This window comes from Glaesserella parasuis (genome assembly GCF_017352235.1).
GTDB classification, from domain to species: Bacteria; Pseudomonadota; Gammaproteobacteria; order Enterobacterales; family Pasteurellaceae; genus Glaesserella; species Glaesserella parasuis.
In genome coordinates this window covers 1706704-1727376 of record NZ_CP071487.1, presented here as the reverse complement: position 1 = coordinate 1727376, position 20673 = coordinate 1706704, and the positions used below count along the sequence as shown (strand labels likewise).

General features: G+C 37.8%; 16 protein-coding genes and 1 pseudogene. 14 read left to right on the top strand and 3 right to left on the bottom strand.

The window, feature by feature from the left end; genetic code table 11:
• Positions 1 to 430: 430 nt before the first annotated feature.
• The 3 genes from J1G47_RS08800 to J1G47_RS08790 all read left to right on the top strand — a co-directional run bounded on the left by J1G47_RS08800 (position 431) and on the right by J1G47_RS08790 (position 1824).
• Positions 431 to 751 carry an antibiotic biosynthesis monooxygenase family protein gene (locus tag J1G47_RS08800; RefSeq protein WP_000562370.1) on the top strand — a complete coding sequence of 107 codons (321 nt, stop codon included), beginning with the start codon at positions 431 to 433 and terminating at the stop codon, positions 749 to 751.
• A complete protein-coding gene (locus J1G47_RS08795; protein WP_000460651.1) occupies positions 744 to 1130 on the top strand; it encodes a hypothetical protein in 387 nt (128 codons plus the stop codon). Before J1G47_RS08800 ends, J1G47_RS08795 begins: the two co-directional genes overlap by 8 nt.
• Before the next feature lie 70 nt (positions 1131 to 1200).
• A complete protein-coding gene (locus J1G47_RS08790; protein WP_001280391.1) occupies positions 1201 to 1824 on the top strand; it encodes an ArsR/SmtB family transcription factor in 624 nt (207 codons plus the stop codon).
• Here the strand turns inward: J1G47_RS08790 and tetR(B) are convergent.
• On the bottom strand, positions 1802 to 2425 hold the full coding sequence (gene tetR(B), locus J1G47_RS08785) for a tetracycline resistance transcriptional repressor TetR(B) (protein ID WP_000088605.1): 624 nt from the start codon (positions 2423 to 2425) through the stop codon (positions 1802 to 1804). The two genes, J1G47_RS08790 and tetR(B), sit on opposite strands and share 23 nt — an antisense overlap.
• A gap of 81 nt (positions 2426 to 2506) precedes the next feature.
• Between tetR(B) and tet(B) the strand changes: the two genes are divergently transcribed.
• The 3 genes and pseudogenes from tet(B) (at position 2507) to J1G47_RS08770 (ending at position 5491) form a co-directional block, all read left to right on the top strand.
• Positions 2507 to 3712 carry a tetracycline efflux MFS transporter Tet(B) gene (gene tet(B), locus J1G47_RS08780; RefSeq protein ID WP_001089068.1) on the top strand — a complete coding sequence of 402 codons (1206 nt, stop codon included), beginning with the start codon at positions 2507 to 2509 and terminating at the stop codon, positions 3710 to 3712.
• A gap of 161 nt (positions 3713 to 3873) precedes the next feature.
• Positions 3874 to 4847: pseudogene (locus J1G47_RS08775) on the top strand (IS30 family transposase).
• 332 nt (positions 4848 to 5179) lie between these two features.
• Positions 5180 to 5491, top strand: a complete 312-nt coding sequence (locus J1G47_RS08770; protein WP_052157455.1) for a helix-turn-helix domain-containing protein — start codon at positions 5180 to 5182, stop codon at positions 5489 to 5491.
• Here the strand turns inward: J1G47_RS08770 and J1G47_RS08765 are convergent.
• Complete coding sequence (locus tag J1G47_RS08765; protein WP_042905715.1) at positions 5481 to 5915, bottom strand: DNA-binding protein; 435 nt, start codon at positions 5913 to 5915, stop codon at positions 5481 to 5483. The genes J1G47_RS08770 and J1G47_RS08765 overlap by 11 nt on opposite strands.
• A 161-nt stretch (positions 5916 to 6076) precedes the next feature.
• Between J1G47_RS08765 and J1G47_RS08760 the strand changes: the two genes are divergently transcribed.
• From J1G47_RS08760 to J1G47_RS08750, 3 genes are all read left to right on the top strand, one after another.
• Positions 6077 to 6976: a tyrosine-type recombinase/integrase gene (locus J1G47_RS08760; RefSeq protein WP_021112548.1), complete on the top strand. Its 900-nt coding sequence runs from the start codon at positions 6077 to 6079 to the stop codon at positions 6974 to 6976.
• Between the two features lie 770 nt (positions 6977 to 7746).
• Positions 7747 to 9672, top strand: coding sequence for a MobH family relaxase (gene mobH, locus J1G47_RS08755; protein WP_021112557.1), 1926 nt, complete (start codon positions 7747 to 7749; stop codon positions 9670 to 9672).
• Between the two features lie 27 nt (positions 9673 to 9699).
• On the top strand, positions 9700 to 10566 hold the full coding sequence (locus tag J1G47_RS08750) for a tyrosine-type recombinase/integrase (RefSeq protein ID WP_021112578.1): 867 nt from the start codon (positions 9700 to 9702) through the stop codon (positions 10564 to 10566).
• Positions 10567 to 11074: 508 nt separating this feature from the next.
• Here the strand turns inward: J1G47_RS08750 and purD are convergent.
• Positions 11075 to 12370, bottom strand: coding sequence for a phosphoribosylamine--glycine ligase (purD, locus tag J1G47_RS08745; RefSeq protein ID WP_207326582.1), 1296 nt, complete (start codon positions 12368 to 12370; stop codon positions 11075 to 11077).
• Positions 12371 to 12559: 189 nt separating this feature from the next.
• On the opposite strand from purD, the gene proA reads away from it, so the two are divergent.
• The 5 genes from proA (at position 12560) to J1G47_RS08720 (ending at position 20665) form a co-directional block, all read left to right on the top strand.
• On the top strand, positions 12560 to 13810 hold the full coding sequence (proA, locus tag J1G47_RS08740; protein WP_015939757.1) for a glutamate-5-semialdehyde dehydrogenase: 1251 nt from the start codon (positions 12560 to 12562) through the stop codon (positions 13808 to 13810).
• A 184-nt stretch (positions 13811 to 13994) separates the two neighbouring features.
• Positions 13995 to 16337 (top strand): IdeS/Mac family cysteine endopeptidase, encoded by a 2343-nt coding sequence (locus tag J1G47_RS08735; protein WP_207326581.1) that lies wholly within the window; start codon positions 13995 to 13997, stop codon positions 16335 to 16337.
• 475 nt (positions 16338 to 16812) lie between these two features.
• On the top strand, positions 16813 to 18483 hold the full coding sequence (gene ettA / locus J1G47_RS08730) for an energy-dependent translational throttle protein EttA (RefSeq protein ID WP_207326580.1): 1671 nt from the start codon (positions 16813 to 16815) through the stop codon (positions 18481 to 18483).
• 96 nt (positions 18484 to 18579) lie between these two features.
• A complete protein-coding gene (gene gorA / locus J1G47_RS08725; protein ID WP_005714083.1) occupies positions 18580 to 19950 on the top strand; it encodes a glutathione-disulfide reductase in 1371 nt (456 codons plus the stop codon).
• A gap of 22 nt (positions 19951 to 19972) precedes the next feature.
• Positions 19973 to 20665 carry a hypothetical protein gene (locus J1G47_RS08720; protein ID WP_112063099.1) on the top strand — a complete coding sequence of 231 codons (693 nt, stop codon included), beginning with the start codon at positions 19973 to 19975 and terminating at the stop codon, positions 20663 to 20665.
• The last annotated feature ends 8 nt before the right edge of the window (positions 20666 to 20673 follow it).

The window sequence follows — 20673 nt, the reverse complement described above, 5'->3', positions numbered from 1 at the left end:
TTAGTTTACCAGAATTTTCACTATAACAATTTAACAATAGTGAAAAATGAAGTTACTTTGGTTAACTAATCTTTAACAATGAGTTTTATTAGGGTATCCATAACTTTTAGTTAATAGGGTCATAATTTTAGTGTGATCTTAATCATGAAATATTAAAAAGATTAAAATAACAACAATGGTATTTAATGATGGGTAAACCTAAATACCATGCGGGATCCGCACTATTTTCGGTGATAGCAAAAAATAAAAAAGTATAAATAATAAACAAAATTATAAGAGAAGGAGAACATGATAAGCGCAGGCCGAGCAATTTAAAGAAGTGTGATATACAACATAAAACAGCAGCATGACCTTTCTATATTTCGTTGCTTATCGAAGTGTTAATTTTCGGGTGGATTACTCTGTTTGTTGATTAATAACGGAGAAAAATATGATTGCTGTAATATTTGAGGTGCAAATACAACCCGACCAACAAACTCGCTATTTGACTTTAGCTGAGGAGTTAAGACCACTATTAAGTCATGTAGCTGGTTTTATTTCAATTGAACGTTTTCAAAGTCTAGCTACAGAAGGAAAAATGTTATCGCTATCTTGGTGGGAAAACGAATACGCAGTTCTGCAATGGAAAAATCATGTTTTACATGCGAAAGCTCAACAAGAAGGGCGAGAGTCAATATTTGATTTTTACAAAATTAGTATTGCTCATATTACTCGCGAATATTCATTTAAAAAGGACAAGGATAATGTTTGATGTTCACGTTGTTTTAGATAATCAAATAGGACAATTAGCATTACTAGGAAAAACATTAGGTAATAAAGGTATTGGATTGGAAGGGGGAGGGATATTTACGGTTGGTGATGAATGCCATGCTCATTTTCTTGTTGAACAAGGAAAGGAAGCTAAAATAGCGCTAGAGCAAGCTGGACTGTTAGTACTTGCGATCCGGACACCATTAATTCGTAAGTTAAAACAGGAAAAACCGGGGGAACTTGGCGAAATAGCACGAGTATTGGCGGAGAATAACATTAATATTTTAGTGCAATACAGTGACCATGCTAACCAACTGATATTAATAACGGACAATGATAGTATGGCTGCATCTGTTACGCTCCCTTGGGCAATAAAGTGAACTTGCGATGGCTAATTTAATACGAAAAGAGGTTACCTTTGAGTCCTCAATAGCCGCGATAGGGGCGGCTATGTCTGACATTTCACGAGTTAAAATACTCAGTGCTTTGATGGATGGGCGAGCTTGGACGGCCACTGAGCTAAGTTCTGTGGCGAATATATCAGCTTCAACGGCGAGCAGTCATTTATCTAAATTATTAGATTGCCAGCTAATCACAGTAGTAGCTCAAGGCAAGCATCGTTATTTTCGGCTAGCAGGAAAAGATATTGCTGAATTGATGGAAAGTATGATGGGGATCTCCTTAAACCATGGCGTACATGCCAAAGTTTCCACGCCAGTGCATTTACGAAAAGCACGTACTTGCTATGATCATTTAGCTGGCGAAGTTGCCGTTAAGATCTATGATTCCCTTTGTCAACAGCAATGGATCACTGAAAATGGTTCAATGATCACATTAAGTGGTATTCAATATTTTCATGAAATGGGAATTGACGTTCCTTCCAAACATTCACGTAAAATCTGTTGTGCGTGTTTAGATTGGAGTGAACGCCGTTTCCATTTAGGTGGGTACGTTGGAGCCGCATTATTTTCGCTTTATGAATCTAAAGGGTGGTTAACTCGACATCTTGGTTACCGTGAAGTTACCATCACGGAAAAAGGTTATGCTGCTTTTAAGACCCACTTTCACATTTAAGTTGTTTTTCTAATCCGCATATGATCAATTCAAGGCCGAATAAGAAGGCTGGCTCTGCACCTTGGTGATCAAATAATTCGATAGCTTGTCGTAATAATGGCGGCATACTATCAGTAGTAGGTGTTTCCCTTTCTTCTTTAGCGACTTGATGCTCTTGATCTTCCAATACGCAACCTAAAGTAAAATGCCCCACAGCGCTGAGTGCATATAATGCATTCTCTAGTGAAAAACCTTGTTGGCATAAAAAGGCTAATTGATTTTCGAGAGTTTCATACTGTTTTTCTGTAGGCCGTGTACCTAAATGTACTTTTGCTCCATCGCGATGACTTAGTAAAGCACATCTAAAACTTTTAGCGTTATTACGTAAAAAATCTTGCCAGCTTTCCCCTTCTAAAGGGCAAAAGTGAGTATGGTGCCTATCTAACATCTCAATGGCTAAGGCGTCGAGCAAAGCCCGCTTATTTTTTACATGCCAATACAATGTAGGCTGCTCTACACCTAGCTTCTGGGCGAGTTTACGGGTTGTTAAACCTTCGATTCCGACCTCATTAAGCAGCTCTAATGCGCTGTTAATCACTTTACTTTTATCTAATCTAGACATCATTAATTCCTAATTTTTGTTGACACTCTATCATTGATAGAGTTATTCTACCACTCCCTATCAGTGATAGAGAAAAGTGAAATGAATAGTTCGACAAAGATCGCATTGGTAATTACGTTACTCGATGCCATGGGGATTGGCCTTATCATGCCAGTCTTGCCAACGTTATTACGTGAATTTATTGCTTCGGAAGATATCGCTAACCACTTTGGCGTATTGCTTGCACTTTATGCGTTAATGCAGGTTATCTTTGCTCCTTGGCTTGGAAAAATGTCTGACCGATTTGGTCGGCGCCCAGTGCTGTTGTTGTCATTAATAGGCGCATCGCTGGATTACTTATTGCTGGCTTTTTCAAGTGCGCTTTGGATGCTGTATTTAGGCCGTTTGCTTTCAGGGATCACAGGAGCTACTGGGGCTGTCGCGGCATCGGTCATTGCCGATACCACCTCAGCTTCTCAACGCGTGAAGTGGTTCGGTTGGTTAGGGGCAAGTTTTGGGCTTGGTTTAATAGCGGGGCCTATTATTGGTGGTTTTGCAGGAGAGATTTCACCGCATAGTCCCTTTTTTATCGCTGCGTTGCTAAATATTGTCGCTTTCCTTGTGGTTATGTTTTGGTTCCGTGAAACCAAAAATACACGTGATAATACAGATACCGAAGTAGGGGTTGAGACGCAATCGAATTCGGTATACATCACTTTATTTAAAACGATGCCCATTTTGTTGATTATTTATTTTTCAGCGCAATTGATAGGCCAAATTCCCGCAACGGTGTGGGTGCTATTTACCGAAAATCGTTTTGGATGGAATAGCATGATGGTTGGCTTTTCATTAGCGGGTCTTGGTCTTTTACACTCAGTATTCCAAGCCTTTGTGGCAGGAAGAATAGCCACTAAATGGGGCGAAAAAACGGCAGTACTGCTCGGATTTATTGCAGATAGTAGTGCATTTGCCTTTTTAGCGTTTATATCTGAAGGTTGGTTAGTTTTCCCTGTTTTAATTTTATTGGCTGGTGGTGGGATCGCTTTACCTGCATTACAGGGAGTGATGTCTATCCAAACAAAGAGTCATCAGCAAGGTGCTTTACAGGGATTATTGGTGAGCCTTACCAATGCAACCGGTGTTATTGGCCCATTACTGTTTGCTGTTATTTATAATCATTCACTACCAATTTGGGATGGCTGGATTTGGATTATTGGTTTAGCGTTTTACTGTATTATTATCCTGCTATCGATGACCTTCATGTTAACCCCTCAAGCTCAGGGGAGTAAACAGGAGACAAGTGCTTAGTTATTTCGTCACCAAATGATGTTATTCCGCGAAATATAATGACCCTCTTGATAACCCAAGAGGGCATTTTTTACGGCTGAATTTACAATCCAAGTGCAACAAAAAAAGAAGTACTCATCAACTAGAATATAATTTTGTTTCCACACAAAAACCACTTCCAAATGATGAGTACTTCCTACCGACATCTTACAATAAACGAGCGAGAAAAGATAATGATTTTACTCGCACAGGGCAAAAAACAAGCAGAAATTGCCAAAGCACTGGACGTAGCTCCAGCACCATTTCTCGCGAGCTGAAACGACACGCTCTAGAAAGCTACAGTGCAACGAACGCACAAAACAGCTATTTGAAGCATCGTCAAAACAGCAAAGCACAGCGCAAATTAGAGCAGCCTGAATATTTCCATTTGGTGCAAGAAAAGTTCTTGACGCAAAACTGGTCGCCTGAACAAATTAGCGCACGATTGAAATTAGAACAATCTAATTTATCAATCAGTTATTCAACCATTTATCGTGGTATTTATTCAGGGCTGTTTGATATAGGAGAACGCAAAGCCAGTCGTAAACTACGCCACAAAGGCAAAACACGGCATACAAAAAATCATCATGAAAAACGTGGCAAAATTCAGATATCCAACCATTTGAACGACCGTCCCATTTCGGCGCAAAATCGGAGTCGTTTTGGACATTGGGAAGCCGATACCGTACTGGGTAAAGCGGGTGGAGCTTGTTTGCTGACGCTGACGGAACGCAAAAGTCGTTTTGAGTTGGTGAAGAAAATTCCTGCCAAAAAAGCCGAAGCTGTCCAAAAAGCCATGATTGAATTGCTGGATTCACATATATTGCGGTCAATTACGCCAGACCGTGGTAAAGAATTTGCCCAACATCGTTTGGTAACAGAAGCACTGGGCGTAGAATTTTACTTCCCCGAACCACGTCAACCATGGACACGGGGAACGAATGAAAATACAAATGGGTTACTTCGTGAATACTTTCCGAAGCACCAAGACATCAATCAGTGGAGCGAAGTTGATATTCAACAGGTGGTCAATAAACTGAATTTACGACCGCGTAAATGTTTAGGTTGGAAAACACCTTATGAAGTTTACTTCAAAAAATCGTTGCACTTGGTTTGACAATTCAAGGTATTGAAAACAAAAGGAGCTTATATCTCTATATCTAAAGATAAAATCTTGGTACAAGGAGATAAAATGGTTGCTGTGAATGGGGAGAATGTGTCATTGGAGAGTTAGTTTTAACATTATTCACCCCTCAAAAAAGTTGAACCACACAACCAGCTGATAATATTATTATTGATAAATGTCAATTTTTAGACAAAAGATTGTCGAATTAGTAGGCATAGTAGATAAAATATTTCTCTAAAAGCTAAAAAGAGTTTTTTATAGAGCCACTTGTTTCTCTCGGGTAAATTAGCCTAAATATTTCAGATTATTTTTTTTGGAGGGGTATGACAACTGTAGGAGAGCGTATCAAAACTGAGAGACTAAGACTTAAGCTCTCTCAACGGGATTTTAGTAAACTAATTAATATTAGTGCAGAAGCTCAATTTAAGTATGAAAAAAATATATCTCTACCTCGTATTGATTATCTTTTAAAGATTCAAAATATTGGTGTGGATATTAACTATATCTTGCTAGGTTATTCTAACCCTATAATTCTTACAGAAAATGAAATTAGCATCTTAACAGCTATTAGAACTTCTAGTGCTATAAAAAACTTTATACTTGGTGGTATAAAAGAATTAAAGTCTAATTGTTAGATGTTTTATATATTGTTTCTGCCATATTAAGAATTATTGTCTTATCCTTTTCTGAACTCTTTCTATAATAACTTAATAAAGCTTCCTCTTCTTTAGTGACACTTGAATTCTCTCTAATTTTAGATACCCCATTATTAACTAAAACATTCTTTATATCAGAGAGTATTTTGTTTAGGAAATTCTCATTTTCTTTTTGAATATCATCAATTACCTCTTGCTGTAATAAAGCCTCCTGGGTCACACCTAAACTACATTGTACAGATTTTGGCATATCATAAACATAGTATTCAAAAATATTACCTTTAACTCCTGCGACACGTCGTCTACGCCACTTATCTCGTTTAGCATACAAGATTATACCCTGTGGAGTGGAAGGGAGTCCACCAACAGCCAAAAGCTCTTTAAGAGTGTACCATTCTTTCATATTACCTCATTGACTTTACCTTTCATTTAAGTTAAAGTTGTTTTGATTTAACTTAAACATAGATTTATTTAAGTTAAAGAATTAAGTCTAACCTAAGAATATTCCCTTAGTCTACATTAAATTTACCGTTATTTAAAGACCACTTAGTTATGGGGTGTAATATGAGTTTTGAGCAATTATTGTGTCTATTTTTCTTGGAGCGAAATCACAGACCTGCAACTAGACGCTCTTATCAAAATGTAATAGTACAGATTATTAAATTTTATCCAAACAAGGAACCAGAACAATTATCTAAATTTGACTTGTTAGAATGGCGAAAACACTGTCTAGGTAAAATGACTCCAATTACTTGGAATAGCTATGTTAGACACCTTAAAGCCATTTTTAATTATGCTATAGATAATGAGTTATTTGAGTATCCTAAAAATTTATTTAAAGGTCTTATGGTAAGACCTGATAAACCAAAGAAAAAGCTATTAACTGAGAGGCAGATTCATTTTTTAGAAATCTCTTTAGAAAATGAAGAAAAATTACCACATTATTTGCAACCAGCTTATTTTACCAAGGCCTTAATCTACACTTTGAGATATACTGCTATTAGGCAATCTCAACTCTTACAGCTAAAAATCTCTGATATAGATATGACAAGTAAAATTATAAATATAAGAGCTGAAACAAATAAAAATCATGAACACCATGAAATTCCAATTTCAGATAAATTATACCCATATTTAAAAAGATTAATATTAGAATTAAGAGCTAGAAGTGTTACTTCTGATGAGCAATTGTTTAATATTAATCGTTTTTCACTAGTCACTACATCAAGAAATAAGAATATGACAGAAGGGCAACTAGTTCATTTTTTTCGCCATATTTCCAAATTTATAGGATTTAGAGTAACATCACATCGCTTTCGACATACTACAGCGACAGAGGTTTTAAAGCAATCTGGAGATATCTATGCAGTAAAGCAATTACTTGGGCATAAAGATCTTACTGTAACGTTAACATATATTCATAATGATCCTGAAATGCTAAGAAAACATGTAAATTCCTTATAGTTAAAATTGAATTTTTCTCTAAATAAAATAGTTAAAAGATTCACCTATAAATCTCTATATTTTTATAGCTTTGTAAATATTGATGTTCTAAAGTATTCTATATTTTTACATAAATCTTATATACTAAAACGATTTAATAGCTATTTTACATACATTCTCATTTATTTTCTTCATATTAAATGCTTTTTCCCTATAAAAAACTAGAAAGAATTAATTTCATTTTTTAAATGCTAATATAGCATGAATTATATTACTTTTTATGATATGGGATAGTTATGCTAGTAGCTCAACAGATTAAACATAAAATTCAACATTTTGAGAATAGTGTTGTATTTTCCTCTAGAGATTTTTTAGAGTTAGGTATCCAAATGTGTGTATGACTTAATTTACTAAATAATTGTGCAAGTTCATTCCCTTCAAAAGAGCTACGAATCCCCTGACTTTTACGGAAACTCCACTCAATACAATGCCTACTTAGATGTTTCCAAAAAAAAGTGCCTATTTCCTAAACCAAAACGTTCTTACATTCACTTGGAAAGGCGAAGATTGAAGTAGTTTTCTAACCCCTTTTTCTCAACATATCGGTACTTAAAGAATTTTAGAGTTTGAATGAGATTAGATTTTAATTGAGAGGAATTAATCATAGTATATCCTTCATAGTAGATTAAATATATATTTTAAGAAAATGATAAAATAGTTTCATTAATTTATCATTTTTTCACTTCTAAAAAATTGCTCTAATAATCTAAAAGTTATAAGGAAGTTAAATAATGATAAAGATTCTAAGAACACTTATAAAAAAAACAAAATCAGTAGCAACAAACACATCAATGGAACAATTATCTATAGGATGGTACGAGCCTTTATCTGCTAATAAATTACTCTCGTCTCCTTTACGTCAACAGTATCTAAAAACTATTTGGCAGAACGTATCTATGGAGCCACAAATGTTCAATGTTTTGTATAAGACTCCTATAGAAAAATATGCTGAAATAGTTCAGCTTCTTCCAGCATCAGAATCTCATCATCACTCTCATATAGGCGGAATGCTTGATCACGGGCTTGAAGTAATATCTATTGCAACTAAACTAAGACAAAGCTACATTTTACCTCAGAACTCAGCTCCCGAGGAACAAGCGAAACAAAGAGACGTATGGACTGCAGTTGTAATTTATGCTGCATTATTACACGATATAGGCAAAATTGCTGTAGATATTGAGATTATTCTACAAAATGGTGCAAGGTGGTTTCCTTGGCAAGGTAAGCCTGCACAACCATATAATTTCCGATATATTAAAAATAGAGACTATTCATTACACTCTATATTAGGCAGCTTCTTTGCAAATAATCTTATCCCTAAAGAAGCGTTTGACTGGGTTGCTCCTTTTCCACAAGCTTTTTCGAGTTTAATGTATTTCATTTCTGGACACCCTGATAAGTCAGGAGTTCTATCAGAAATTATACAAAGAGCAGATCAAATTAGCGTTACCATGGCATTGGGCGGTGATCCATCGAAATTATCTGAAAAAACGAAATTATCTTTTGCGAAACAACTACACATAGCATTAAGAAATGTAGTGGAAAAATTTAAGCTTAATTCACCTAAAGGGGGCTGTGATGGATGGCTAACAGAGGATGGTTTATGGCTAATGAGCAAAAGTACAGCTGATAATATTCGTTCATATTTAATGTTACAAGGAGTATCAGTTCCAGCTCAAAATGGAAAAATATTTGATGAATTACAAACTCATAGATTGATTCAAAAAACAGATAATGCTACTGCCATTTGGAATGGTAGAGTTATATCTAATGCTGGATGGGCTCCACCAAAACCTTTTACTTTGTTAAAAGTTTCTCCAGAAATTATTTGGGATAACTTAGATGATAGGCCCGAAGTATTTGATGGTCGAATTGATATTGTTAATGAAAAAGGTGAAGTCACAACTGCCACAGCTCTTAAGTTTGAACCAACCGAAACCCTAGAAACTGAAACATCAGAGTTAGTCGTCCAAAATGAAGAACAAGAACAGTTCATAACCACAACAAAGACTGTATCAAATGACTTAGTATTAAGTGGCGAAAATTTTCATAAATCAAATGAATCTATGGAAATAGATTATGTACTTGATATGTTTTCTCCAGTTACTGAGAGAGTTCTACAGGATTCCAATATTTATGAGCCTGCTTTCAATGAAACTGTAAATATTACTCAAGAAAACAGTACACAAATTACTACCTCAGAACAAAAATACTTAGGCGATGTCGCTCAACTTACTCAAGATAGTCCTAAAATTTACAATGAACACAGCATAGATGCTCAGAAGTTCATACAGTGGGTTAAGGCAGGGGTTCTTTCTGGAAGACTGGTCATCAATAGACCAAATGCTAAATTACATATTGTAGAAAAGCATATATTTCTTGTTACTCCAAGTATATTTCAGCTATATTTAAAGGAAGTAGCTAATTCTACAGATAAAAAATCTTGGGAGTTACTACAAAAGCAATTCCAAAATTTAGGCGTACATAAACGTCAGCATACAAGTGACGATAGCAGAAATATTTGGACTTGTTCTATTGTTGGTCCTAATAAACAATCATTTTTAAATGGATATCTGATTGAAGATGTGAAATTGTTTATTGGAGATAAGATATTGTTAAATAATCAGTGGTTAAAATTACAAGGAGATTTACAATGACCTTCCATCAATTGTTAGAAAATTTTTTTGTACAAAAAATTACGTCCTTATACTGAATTGGGATATCGCAAGATATTCAACCTACTAGAAAAAACCTACCCAGGGGTGAATCCAAACGATGTCACAATAGAGTTTGTCATTAACTGGAGAAATAAGGTTTTACAAACAGCCAAACCAATAACTTGGAATGGGTATGCAAGGCATCTGAGAAGTGTTTATAATTTTGGTATAGAAAATGGATTTTTATCTCTAGAAAAGAATCCATTTTCCAAAGTGTTTATTACTGAGGATAGGGTTAAAAAGAAAACATTAACTGATGACCAAGTTATCCGTATTATCGACTTTTTATCCAATAGTAGAGAGCTTCCTGAAATATTACAACCTAACTGGTTTAGCTTAGCACTGATCCAAACATTAAGATATACAGGTATGAGGCGAAGTCAGCTTATTCAGCTTACAATAGGGGATATTGATTTAGATAATAAGATCATAAAGATTTCATCTCATATCAATAAAAATCATAATTACCATGAAATCCCGATTTCGAGAAAACTGTTACCTTATTTAAATAGGCTTATTTTTGAATTGCGTCAAAGAAATGCAACACAAGCAGATCAATTATTTAACCTAAATCTCGTATCATCTCATACAAGAAGTAGGCATAAAAAAACAACTAGGGATCAAATTAGCCATTTAACTAAAGTCATTTCAAAAAATGTTGGTTTCCCTATTTCTAGCCATCGTTTCAGGCATACAATAGCAACCAAACTAATGAAAAATGTAGACAATGTATACAATGTTAAACAGTTATTAGGGCATAGTGACATAAAAGTAACATTAAGCTATATAGAATATAATTGTGAAATGATCCGAAATTGTGTAGATTCTCTATAAAAATGTGATCTTCTGTAAATTTTACACAAAAATCTATTTCTAGACTTTACAAGAAAACAGAAAGAAGTAGAATAAATCCTGCTCTTCATACTGTTGTTGGGAGCAGGATTTATTCCTTTATTCTTTGAGTTTTTTGTGCAAAGACGATGATTACACAGCGGATTCAAAATCAGCAGTCCAACCTTTTTGCTTATCAACTCCACTTGCCCAGTAGACATCGTTTGCCAAAACATTAACAGAGGATGAAAGTAGAGCAGTTATCAAGACCTTCGAAAAATAAGGCTTCATATTATGATCTCCTTTAAATTTATGGAAAGAATACTGAAATTATACTGGTAGGAAAAATTTGAATGCTTTTATAATAGCTCATTGATTAACGATGAGAAATATAAAAAACCATCAGTTAAATTTCACCGATGGGTGATTGTAAACTTTTTAATCAGATAAAACTTTGAGCAAGCTCAATATATGGTTATGAAAATGTCGATATTATCTACCGCCTATTTCATCACGCTACTTTACATTGCTCTCTCTGTATCGCACGATACCCAATATCTCGACGGTAAAAACGCCCTTGCCACTGAATCTGTTCAGCCAGTTTTAAGGCTTTTTGCTGTGCGTCAGATACGGTGGAACCTAATGCGGTGGCACACAGTACACGTCCTCCTTTTGTGACTAATTTCCCATTCTGCTGGCTAACACCTGCGAGAAAGACCTTTTTATCGGCACAATAATCTGTCGGAATTCCCGTGATTTCATCATTTTGACGATAATCTGCAGGATAACCTTCGGCAGCAAGCACAATTCCTAACGCTGCTTGTTCACACCATTTTGATTGTATCTCGTTTAGCTTGCCGTCACAGGCTTTTAGACAGAGTTCGACAAGATCCGACTCCAATCGCATCATAATCGGTTGTGTTTCAGGATCACCAAAACGGCAGTTAAATTCAATTACCTTAGGTTGTCCATTTGGCATAATCATCAAGCCTGCATAGAGAAAACCTGTATATTCATTATTTTCACTCGCCATACCACGCACTGTCGGATAAATAATTTCTTGCATCACACGTTGATGAACATCTGGAGTGACGACAGGGGCAGGGGAATAAGCTCCCATTCCGCCTGTATTTAAGCCTGTATCGCCTTCACCCACTCGTTTATGATCTTGACTGGTTGCCATTGGCTCGACGTTTTTACCATCGACCATCACGATAAAACTGGCTTCTTCGCCAGCTAAAAATTCTTCGATAACAACACGGCTACCTGCGTCACCAAACGCATTGCCTGAAAACATATCTTTCACTGCTTCTTCAGCTTCCGCCAGCGTCATTGCAACAATTACCCCTTTACCTGCGGCTAAACCGTCGGCTTTGATCACAATCGGAGCATTTCTCTGGTATAAATAGGCTAAGGCAGGTTCAATTTCAGTAAAGGTTTGATATTCTGCTGTTGGAATGTTGTGGCGAGCTAAAAAGTCTTTGGCAAAGGCTTTTGACCCTTCTAACTGGGCTGCAGCTTGAGTTGGACCAAAAATTTTTAATCCAGCGGCACGGAATGCATCAACAACGCCGATAACTAAAGGTGCTTCAGGCCCGACAATGGTTAGCCCCACCTCATTTTCTTTGGCAAAATTGACTAAAGCGGTCAGATCCGTTGCAGAAATTGCCACATTTTCAATCCCTGCTTCAAGCGCTGTTCCTGCATTTCCAGGCGCTACAAAAACCTTTTCCGCTAAAGGTGATTGACGAACTTTCCACGCCAATGCGTGTTCACGACCACCGTTGCCAATAATCAAAATATTCATTGAAATTCCCCTGTAAAAAATCGCTAAAGATCTGACCGCTTGCAAAAGCAAACGTTTGCGTAGTGTATAGGATTTAGTGATGAACAGGAAGCATTATTTATTGAGAATTAGCATTAATATCTATCTATAATCATATATCCAACATTCTATGCTAAAATCTCCCCTATTATTTTTTACAGAGAATCAACTATGACAATGATTAAAATTGCACAACAAGCCAAACAAGCGAGCTTTGAGCTAGCTCAATTTGGTAATGTTCAAAAGAACCAAGCCCTATTCTCCATTGCTGATGCGTTGGAACAGCGTACCGAGGAGATTTTAGTGGTCAATGCGAAGGATATTGATTATGCCAAGTCGCAAGGGATTTCAGAGGCGATAATCGACCGCTTGTTGCTAACACCTGAGCGTATTCGTGGGATTGCAAATGATGTGCGGAATGTGGCGAGCCTTGCCGATCCTGTCGGGCAGGTGATTGACGGCGGTGTGTTGGATAGTGGGTTGAAAATCGAACGCCAACGAGTGCCGTTAGGGGTAATTTTGACTATTTACGAAGCTCGTCCGAATGTGACCATTGATGTTGCTTCGCTCTGTTTGAAAACAGGCAATGCGGTGATTTTACGTGGCGGTAAAGAAACGAAATTTACCAATGCAATTTTGGTTGAAGTCGTGCAATCTGCCTTAGAGCAGGCTGGCTTACCGAAATTAGCCGTGCAAGCCGTCACCGATCCTGATCGTGCATTATTGCTCGAATTGCTCAAGTTGGATCAGTTCATTGATATGGTTATTCCGCGTGGTGGAGCAGGTTTACATCAGTTCTGCAAAGAAAACTCGACTATCCCAGTGATTGTCGGCGGTATCGGGGTGTGTCATCTATATGTGGAAGCCAGTGCGGATTTAGAGCGTTCGTTAAATGTGATTGCCAATGCGAAAACCCAACGCCCAAGTACTTGTAACACCCTAGAAACCTTGTTGGTCGATAAGGCGATTGCAGATCAGTTTTTACCGAAACTCGCCGAACATCTTTGCAAATTGAAAGTGACATTGCATAGCGATGATTTTTCTGAAGATCTGCAGAAAAATCCGCAAATCCAACCGCTTGAACAAGCAAAATTACGTCAAGAGTGGTTGTCGTTGGATTTGAGCGTGGTAGTTGTAGATGGTATTCAGCAAGCGATTGAGCATATTCGTACCTATGGCAGCCAACATTCCGAAGGGATTTTAACCAGTAACTATGCTTTGGCTCGCCAGTTCGTTCAACAAGTCGATGCGGCGGCGGTATATATCAACGCAAGTACTCGTTTTACCGATGGAGCACAATTTGGCTTAGGAGCAGAAGTGGCGGTCAGCACACAAAAACTACACGCCCGTGGACCTATGGGGCTAGAAGCACTCACGACCTATAAATGGGTGTGTGAAGGGGATTATTTGACGAGAAAATAGTGTCTCAAAGATATAAAAAACGTATATGAAATATAAAGAGATTCAATATTTTTAAGCTATACTACATAATATAGGGAATCTTAGATATATCTTGCGCTGGTACAAAGTGTTAAGCGCTAAAAAAATTTACAATGATTCGTCAATACAATTTAAAAACACATCCAATGATTTAAAGGAGAACATAATGAAACCTTATCTTTCGAAGATCGTAATAGCGACACTTTTTTCTTCATCTGTACAGGTAGTTGAAGCTCAGACTTATTGGGCAAGTGGAGTCAATCAAAATAGTGGATGGACTGCTGATTTACAATATCCAAATCAGTGTTGGGGCGCTGTTGCAGGAAATACTCTCGGATGGTGGAAAAGTAGAGTAAAAGCGCAAGTAGAATTTAACGAGGATACTCCTAAAGATAGCAAAGCCATTTCAGGATGGATATATAAAACTTATCCGCATATACAGGGTGGATTACAACCATATCGAGGTATGGAGTATTTTTTCTCTCGTTTTGCATCAGGAGTAAAATTATACGAAGAACATAATAAAAAAACGTATTATGAAAGTGAGAGAGGTCCAACAAAAATTAGTGGTGGTCCATTCTGGACGGAACGTTATGACTCGGATGCCAAATTAGTCACTAAATCTTTAATTGATAATTTTAAGACAGGAAACGTTGTTGCAGCACTCACTTCTCAGCACCATACCGTAACCTTATGGGGAATTGAAGTTGATGGGGATGGTAAGATAAAAAAAGGATGGATTAGTGATTCTGTTAAGGATAAAGCTGGAAATCTTAAAATGGTTGAGGTGGTAGGAAATTACGCAAAAGACAATAAAGGAAATGATATATTCCGTTTTCTTTACAGCTATGCCGTTGACGGTGGTCGCATGTATGTAACGGATCTTTATGATATTTATAGTATTACCTACCTCAGTATAGATGAGGCAAGAAATAATGGTACTTATAAAGATACATCTAATCGTGAGGATTGTAGGTTAAGTTTGGCTCCTGGTGTGTCAGAAAGTTTTTGTTCAATTAATAGTACAGCAACTAATACTACAAAGGTAGAGAATGTATCTACTACTAGCAATAACTCAACAAATCTTCCAACAAAAGTTGAAAATAGTGGCCATTCAAATCAAGCCATTAATGCTGCATCGGCATCAGATGATACTGTAAGTTCAGCATCCGAAAATAATGATTCGGTAAATACACCGGAAAATATCGAAAACAGTAATGGGGTAGATATAGGTAATAATTCGACAGTATCTTCGGCAAATGTTGAAAATAGTAGTAATGAGGTTAGTGTAATTAATACACCAAATACATCAAGTCTACCTAACGATCAAGGAACTAAAAAGATTATTGTTGATAGTTCAGAAAGCAACGCAAAAGATCCTATCATAAGCAAAGCGACAGAATCTTTAACAAAGGAAATTAATTCGTACCCAGAACTAAGTTTTATCACTAAGAATATGGGAGATGTAACATTTTATATTGTGCAAAAAGATGGTGTTGACATAACTTTGATTAATCCAAAAACTGAACAGTCGTTAGTTAGTAATAAGGGATTAGTAATCTATGATTTCAAACAAGGCCAGAATGGAAATATCCGCATTACGAAATCCCCAAATCAAGCTGCGATCAAAGAAGCTAATGAAGTTACTTCATTGCATACTGATCTTAACCACGTTGAAATGAACAATCTCAATAAGAGAATGGGAGAGTTGCGTGGCATTGACGCCAATGCTGGCGTATGGGCTAGAGTATTAGGCGGTAAAGGCAGTAGCGATAGCTATAAGCATAAATTTACCCATATTCAGACAGGTTTTGATAAACAAAGCCACCTTTCAAATGCAGAGTTATTTACTGGGGTAACGGTAACGCATACTTCAACAGACATTGAAGGGAAAGTCGGCTCAACAAACGGCGATGTAAAATCTATCGGTGCAGGCGTTTATGCAACAGCGTTATTCGATAACGGCTTTTATCTTGATACCATCGCTAAATATGTCAAAAATAACCATAAATTTGACTACGCATTTAAAGAAATGAAGTTAGATTTTAAATCTCAACAATATCACACCCATTCATTCTATTTGGGTGGTGAAGTTGGTTATAGATTTAGCTTAGGTTCAGGCTATATTGAACCACAAGCGGAAGTGATTTATGTCAAAAATAGCCAAGCTAATTTAGCCGATAACGGACATAAATTAACCATAAAAGCCTCAAATGGTCTGGTTGGTCGTTTGGGTGTGAATGCAGGTAAAACTTTTGAAATTGGACAGAGCAAAGCGACCGCTTGGGCTGGCATTGGCTATCAATGGGATATTGCAAAACGCAATGAAATTTTGGTAGATGGTATAAGTGCTAGCAATAGCAAAAAAGATGCCAGAATGTTGATGGACTTGGGGCTTAATATCAGAGCTAATGATAAGTTAAGTATAGGCTTGAGTTTAGAAGGCTCTGTGTTTGGAAAATATAATACGGATTTATCTGTTAATTCCAATATAAGATACTCGTTCTAACATCAATATAGGGTAATTTAAGAAGATCAAACTTAATCTAGCTACGCCCCAAATAATTGGCGTATGTGAGCTTGGGTTTGATCTTTTGTTTTGTAGGAAAAACGTAAAATTTCTTATAAAATCAATCCGCCTTTCGATATATCTACTTTTACAGCAACTTTTTTAGGAGAGCATTATGTTGAAATCCATTCTTGTTGCCCTTTTTCTTTTTTTACTTCTGTTACATCAGCCCAAACAATGAAGCTCTATAATCGGTTATGCAGGCGTAGAGAAAAATTTATCACAGGCAGAGTTTTGGTTTAATCAGATTTCTAATGAACGTAAAGGGCAAATTATCGATCAACTGTTTTTCCCTTATGAACATAAGAAAATTCAAGCAGATTGGAAAGATCAGTAACAATTCAGGGGCAAAGCTATATTTTGTCCCTGATTTCAAGTAGAATACCCCCTAATTTTTGTCAGAAAAGGAATGTATATGTCCACGCAATTTGTTTACACGATGCACCGTGTCGGAAAAGTCGTTCCGCCGAAGCGTCATATTTTAAAAGACATCTCTCTGAGCTTCTTCCCAGGGGCAAAAATTGGGGTGTTAGGTTTAAATGGTGCAGGTAAATCCACCCTGTTACGCATTATGGCTGGGATCGATAAAGAGATCGAAGGGGAAGCTCGTCCGCAACTGGGGATCAAAATCGGTTATCTTCCGCAAGAACCAAAATTAGAGCCACAGCAAACCGTGCGTGAAGCCATTGAAGAAGCGGTTTCAGAAGTGAAAAACGCACTCACTCGTTTAGATGAAGTCTATGCGGCTTATGCCGATGAAAATGCGGACTTCGACAAACTTGCAGCTGAACAAGCTCAATTAGAAGCGATTATTCAAGCTCACGATGGTCACAATTTGGATAACCAGTTAGAACGTGCGGCAGATGCGTTACGTTTACCGGATTGGGACGCTAAAATCGAACATCTTTCAGGGGGCGAACGCCGCCGTGTGGCTCTTTGCCGTTTATTGCTCGAAAAACCAGATATGTTGTTATTAGACGAGCCAACCAACCACTTAGATGCCGAGTCTGTGGCGTGGTTAGAGCGTTTCTTACACGACTATGAAGGCACTGTGGTGGCAATTACCCACGACCGTTACTTCTTAGATAACGTGGCAGGTTGGATCTTAGAGCTTGACCGTGGTGAAGGTATTCCTTGGGAAGGTAACTACTCTTCTTGGTTAGAGCAAAAAGAGAAACGTTTAGAGCAAGAGCAAGCAGCGGAAAATGCTCGCCAAAAATCCATTGCCAAAGAGTTGGAATGGGTTCGCCAAAATCCGAAAGGTCGTCAGGCGAAAAGCAAGGCGCGTATGGCACGCTTTGAAGAGCTTAACTCAGGCGAATATCAAAAACGTAACGAAACCAACGAACTCTTTATTCCACCTGGTCCACGCTTAGGGGATAAAGTGATTGAGGTGAGTAACCTAACTAAATCTTACGGCGACCGTACTTTAATAGACGATTTATCTTTCAGCATACCAAAAGGGGCAATCGTTGGAATTATAGGGGCGAACGGTTCAGGTAAATCAACCTTATTCCGTATGCTTTCAGGTCAAGAACAACCGGATAGCGGTTCAATCGTAATGGGTGAAACCGTGGTACTTGCCTCTGTGGATCAGTTCCGTGATGCAATGGACGACAAGAAAACCGTGTGGGAAGAAGTGTCAAACGGACAAGATATTTTAACTATCGGTAACTTTGAAATCCCAAGCCGTGCCTATGTTGGACGCTTTAACTTCAAAGGCGTAGATCAACAAAAACGTGTCGGCGAATTATCAGGCGGTGAGCGTGGTCGTTTACACCTTGCGAAATTGTTACAAGCGGGCGGAAACGTCTTATTATTAGACGAACCGACCAATGACCTTGATGTAGAAACCTTGCGTGCGTTAGAAAATGCGATCTTAGAATTCCCAGGCTGTGCAATGGTTATCTCGCACGACCGCTGGTTCTTAGACCGTATCGCAACCCACATTTTAGATTACGGTGATGAAGGTAAAGTCACTTTCTACGAAGGTAACTTCTCAGACTACGAAGAGTGGAAAAAGAAAACCTTTGGTGCAGAAGCAACCCAACCACATCGTATTAAATATAAGCGTATTGCGAAGTAATAGTCAAATCAGCCATATCTTTTATGGCTGGATGTGGCTATGTTTTTTTAATGTGTGTCATTGATATGAAATAAAGATAATTTTAAGGAACCTTTTATGACCAAACATTACGACTACATCGCTATCGGCGGTGGTAGCGGCGGTATTGCTTCCATTAACCGAGCGGCAAGTTATGGTAAAAAATGTGCCATTATCGAAGCAAAACACTTAGGCGGAACTTGCGTAAACGTAGGCTGTGTCCCGAAAAAGGTGATGTTCTATGGGGCTCAAATTGCTGAAGCGATCAATCGCTATGCACCAGATTACGGCTTTGATGTGACGGTCAATCGTTTTGATTACCGTAAATTAGTCGAAAGCCGTCAAGCCTATATCGGACGTATCCATACTTCTTACAATAACGTTTTAGCCAGAAACAATGTTGATGTTATTCGTGGGTTTGCAAAATTCGTGAATAAGAATACCGTTGAAGTTGCCTTGGCAGACGGTGGCGTAGAGCAAATCACGGCTGATCATATTTTAATTGCAACGGGCGGTCGTCCAAGTCGTCCTGCGATTAAAGGGGCGGAATATGGCATTGATTCTGATGGTGTTTTTGCCTTAAATGATGTACCAAAACGTGTGGCAGTTGTGGGGGCTGGTTACATTGCGGTGGAACTTGCAGGAGTATTAAACAGCTTAGGGGCAGAAACCCATTTATTCGTTCGCCAACACGCCCCTTTGCGTACTTTCGATCCACTTATTGTGGAAACTTTATTAGAAGTGATGCACCAAGATGGTATTCAACTTCATACTCACGCTATTCCACAAGAAGTCGTTAAAAATGCTGATGGCTCTTTAACGTTAAAATTGGAAAATGCTGAAGAACAAAGCGTAGATTGCTTGGTATGGGCGATTGGCCGTGAACCAGCAACAGACGTGATTAACCTTGAGGCTGCAGGTGTGGCAACCAATGAACGTGGCTTTGTGAAGGTGGATAAATTCCAGAATACCAACGTCGAAGGCATCTATGCCGTAGGCGATATTATTGAAGGCGGAATTGAATTAACCCCTGTTGCCGTTGCCGCAGGTCGCCGTTTATCAGAGCGTTTATTCAACAATAGGCCAAATGAACATTTGGATTACAACCTTGTTCCAACGGTAGTTTTCAGCCATCCGCCGATTGGTACTATTGGTTTAACAGAGCCAAAAGCGGTTGAGCAATACGGTGCGGAAAATGTGAAAGTTTATAAATCTTCATTCACCCCAATGTACAGTGCCGTAACACAACACCGCCAACCTTGCCGAATGAAATTAGTTTGTGTCGGCAAGGAAGAAAAAATTGTTGGCTTACACGGCATTGGCTTCGGTGTTGATGAAATGATGCAAGGTTTTGCCGTTGCAATCAAAATGGGGGCAACCAAAGCTGATTTTGATAACACAGTCGCCATTCACCCAACAGGCTCGGAAGAGTTTGTGACAATGCGTTGATTTTTATTTAAGGATATTTTTTATGAATAAACTATTATTAATTTTTATTGCTATATTTTCTGTAACTGCCTGCTTTGAACAACCTAAGAAGGATATTATTCAAGAAAAGGGAGAAGATAAAGCTGATGTAGAAGGACTAAAAGCAGAAGATTCAAAAGTTGAGTCGCCAAAAGTTAAGGCATCAAAAGTTGAGGCATCAAAAGTTGAGGCATCAAAAGTTGAGGCATCAAAAGTTGAGTCACCAAAAGTTGAATCTCTAAAATCTGAGGTCTCAGAAGCGGGAGCTTCCCAAGTAAAAATTCCTGATTCTAAGAAGGATATAACAGAGGCCTCCTCATCAGATGAAAAGGCTGGAGCTAGACAATCTATTTCAGTTCAAAATGAACAGGCTTCTGTTGTGGATAGCAATAATGAAAATTCATTATTGGCGCAAGATATCAAGGAGCCAGAATCTCAGAAATCTAGTAAACCTAAATCGTTACAATATAGTATAAATAGACATCAAGAATCTTCGGGGCTATCCCCAGAAGAGGCTAGAGTAGGTTATCAAGACACTTCGGGGCTATCCCCAGAAGAGGCTAGAGTAGGTTATCAAGACACTCTATCAGATGAGGGAATTCTCTATCTAAAAATGCAATGCCGTTATCCTCTTATGTCTGAGCAAGAGATTATTAATTTTGGTTGTGGGACAAAAGAAGTAAAAGTAGCAGAATAGTTTAATTG

Bases quoted from the DNA above. Each gene is read 5' to 3' on its own strand.
- J1G47_RS08800 (WP_000562370.1), top strand. From the start codon at position 431: ATGATTGCTGTAATATTTGAGGTGCAAATACAACCCGACCAACAAACT.
- J1G47_RS08795 (WP_000460651.1), top strand. From the start codon at position 744: ATGTTTGATGTTCACGTTGTTTTAGATAATCAAATAGGACAATTAGCA.
- J1G47_RS08790 (WP_001280391.1), top strand. From the start codon at position 1,201: ATGTCTGACATTTCACGAGTTAAAATACTCAGTGCTTTGATGGATGGG.
- J1G47_RS08770 (WP_052157455.1), top strand. From the start codon at position 5,180: ATGACAACTGTAGGAGAGCGTATCAAAACTGAGAGACTAAGACTTAAG.
- J1G47_RS08765 (WP_042905715.1), bottom strand. From the start codon at position 5,915: ATGAAAGAATGGTACACTCTTAAAGAGCTTTTGGCTGTTGGTGGACTC.
- J1G47_RS08760 (WP_021112548.1), top strand. From the start codon at position 6,077: ATGAGTTTTGAGCAATTATTGTGTCTATTTTTCTTGGAGCGAAATCAC.
- mobH (WP_021112557.1), top strand. From the start codon at position 7,747: ATGATAAAGATTCTAAGAACACTTATAAAAAAAACAAAATCAGTAGCA.
- purD (WP_207326582.1), bottom strand. From the start codon at position 12,370: ATGAATATTTTGATTATTGGCAACGGTGGTCGTGAACACGCATTGGCG.
- proA (WP_015939757.1), top strand. From the start codon at position 12,560: ATGACAATGATTAAAATTGCACAACAAGCCAAACAAGCGAGCTTTGAG.
- J1G47_RS08735 (WP_207326581.1), top strand. From the start codon at position 13,995: ATGAAACCTTATCTTTCGAAGATCGTAATAGCGACACTTTTTTCTTCA.
- ettA (WP_207326580.1), top strand. From the start codon at position 16,813: ATGTCCACGCAATTTGTTTACACGATGCACCGTGTCGGAAAAGTCGTT.
- gorA (WP_005714083.1), top strand. From the start codon at position 18,580: ATGACCAAACATTACGACTACATCGCTATCGGCGGTGGTAGCGGCGGT.
- J1G47_RS08720 (WP_112063099.1), top strand. From the start codon at position 19,973: ATGAATAAACTATTATTAATTTTTATTGCTATATTTTCTGTAACTGCC.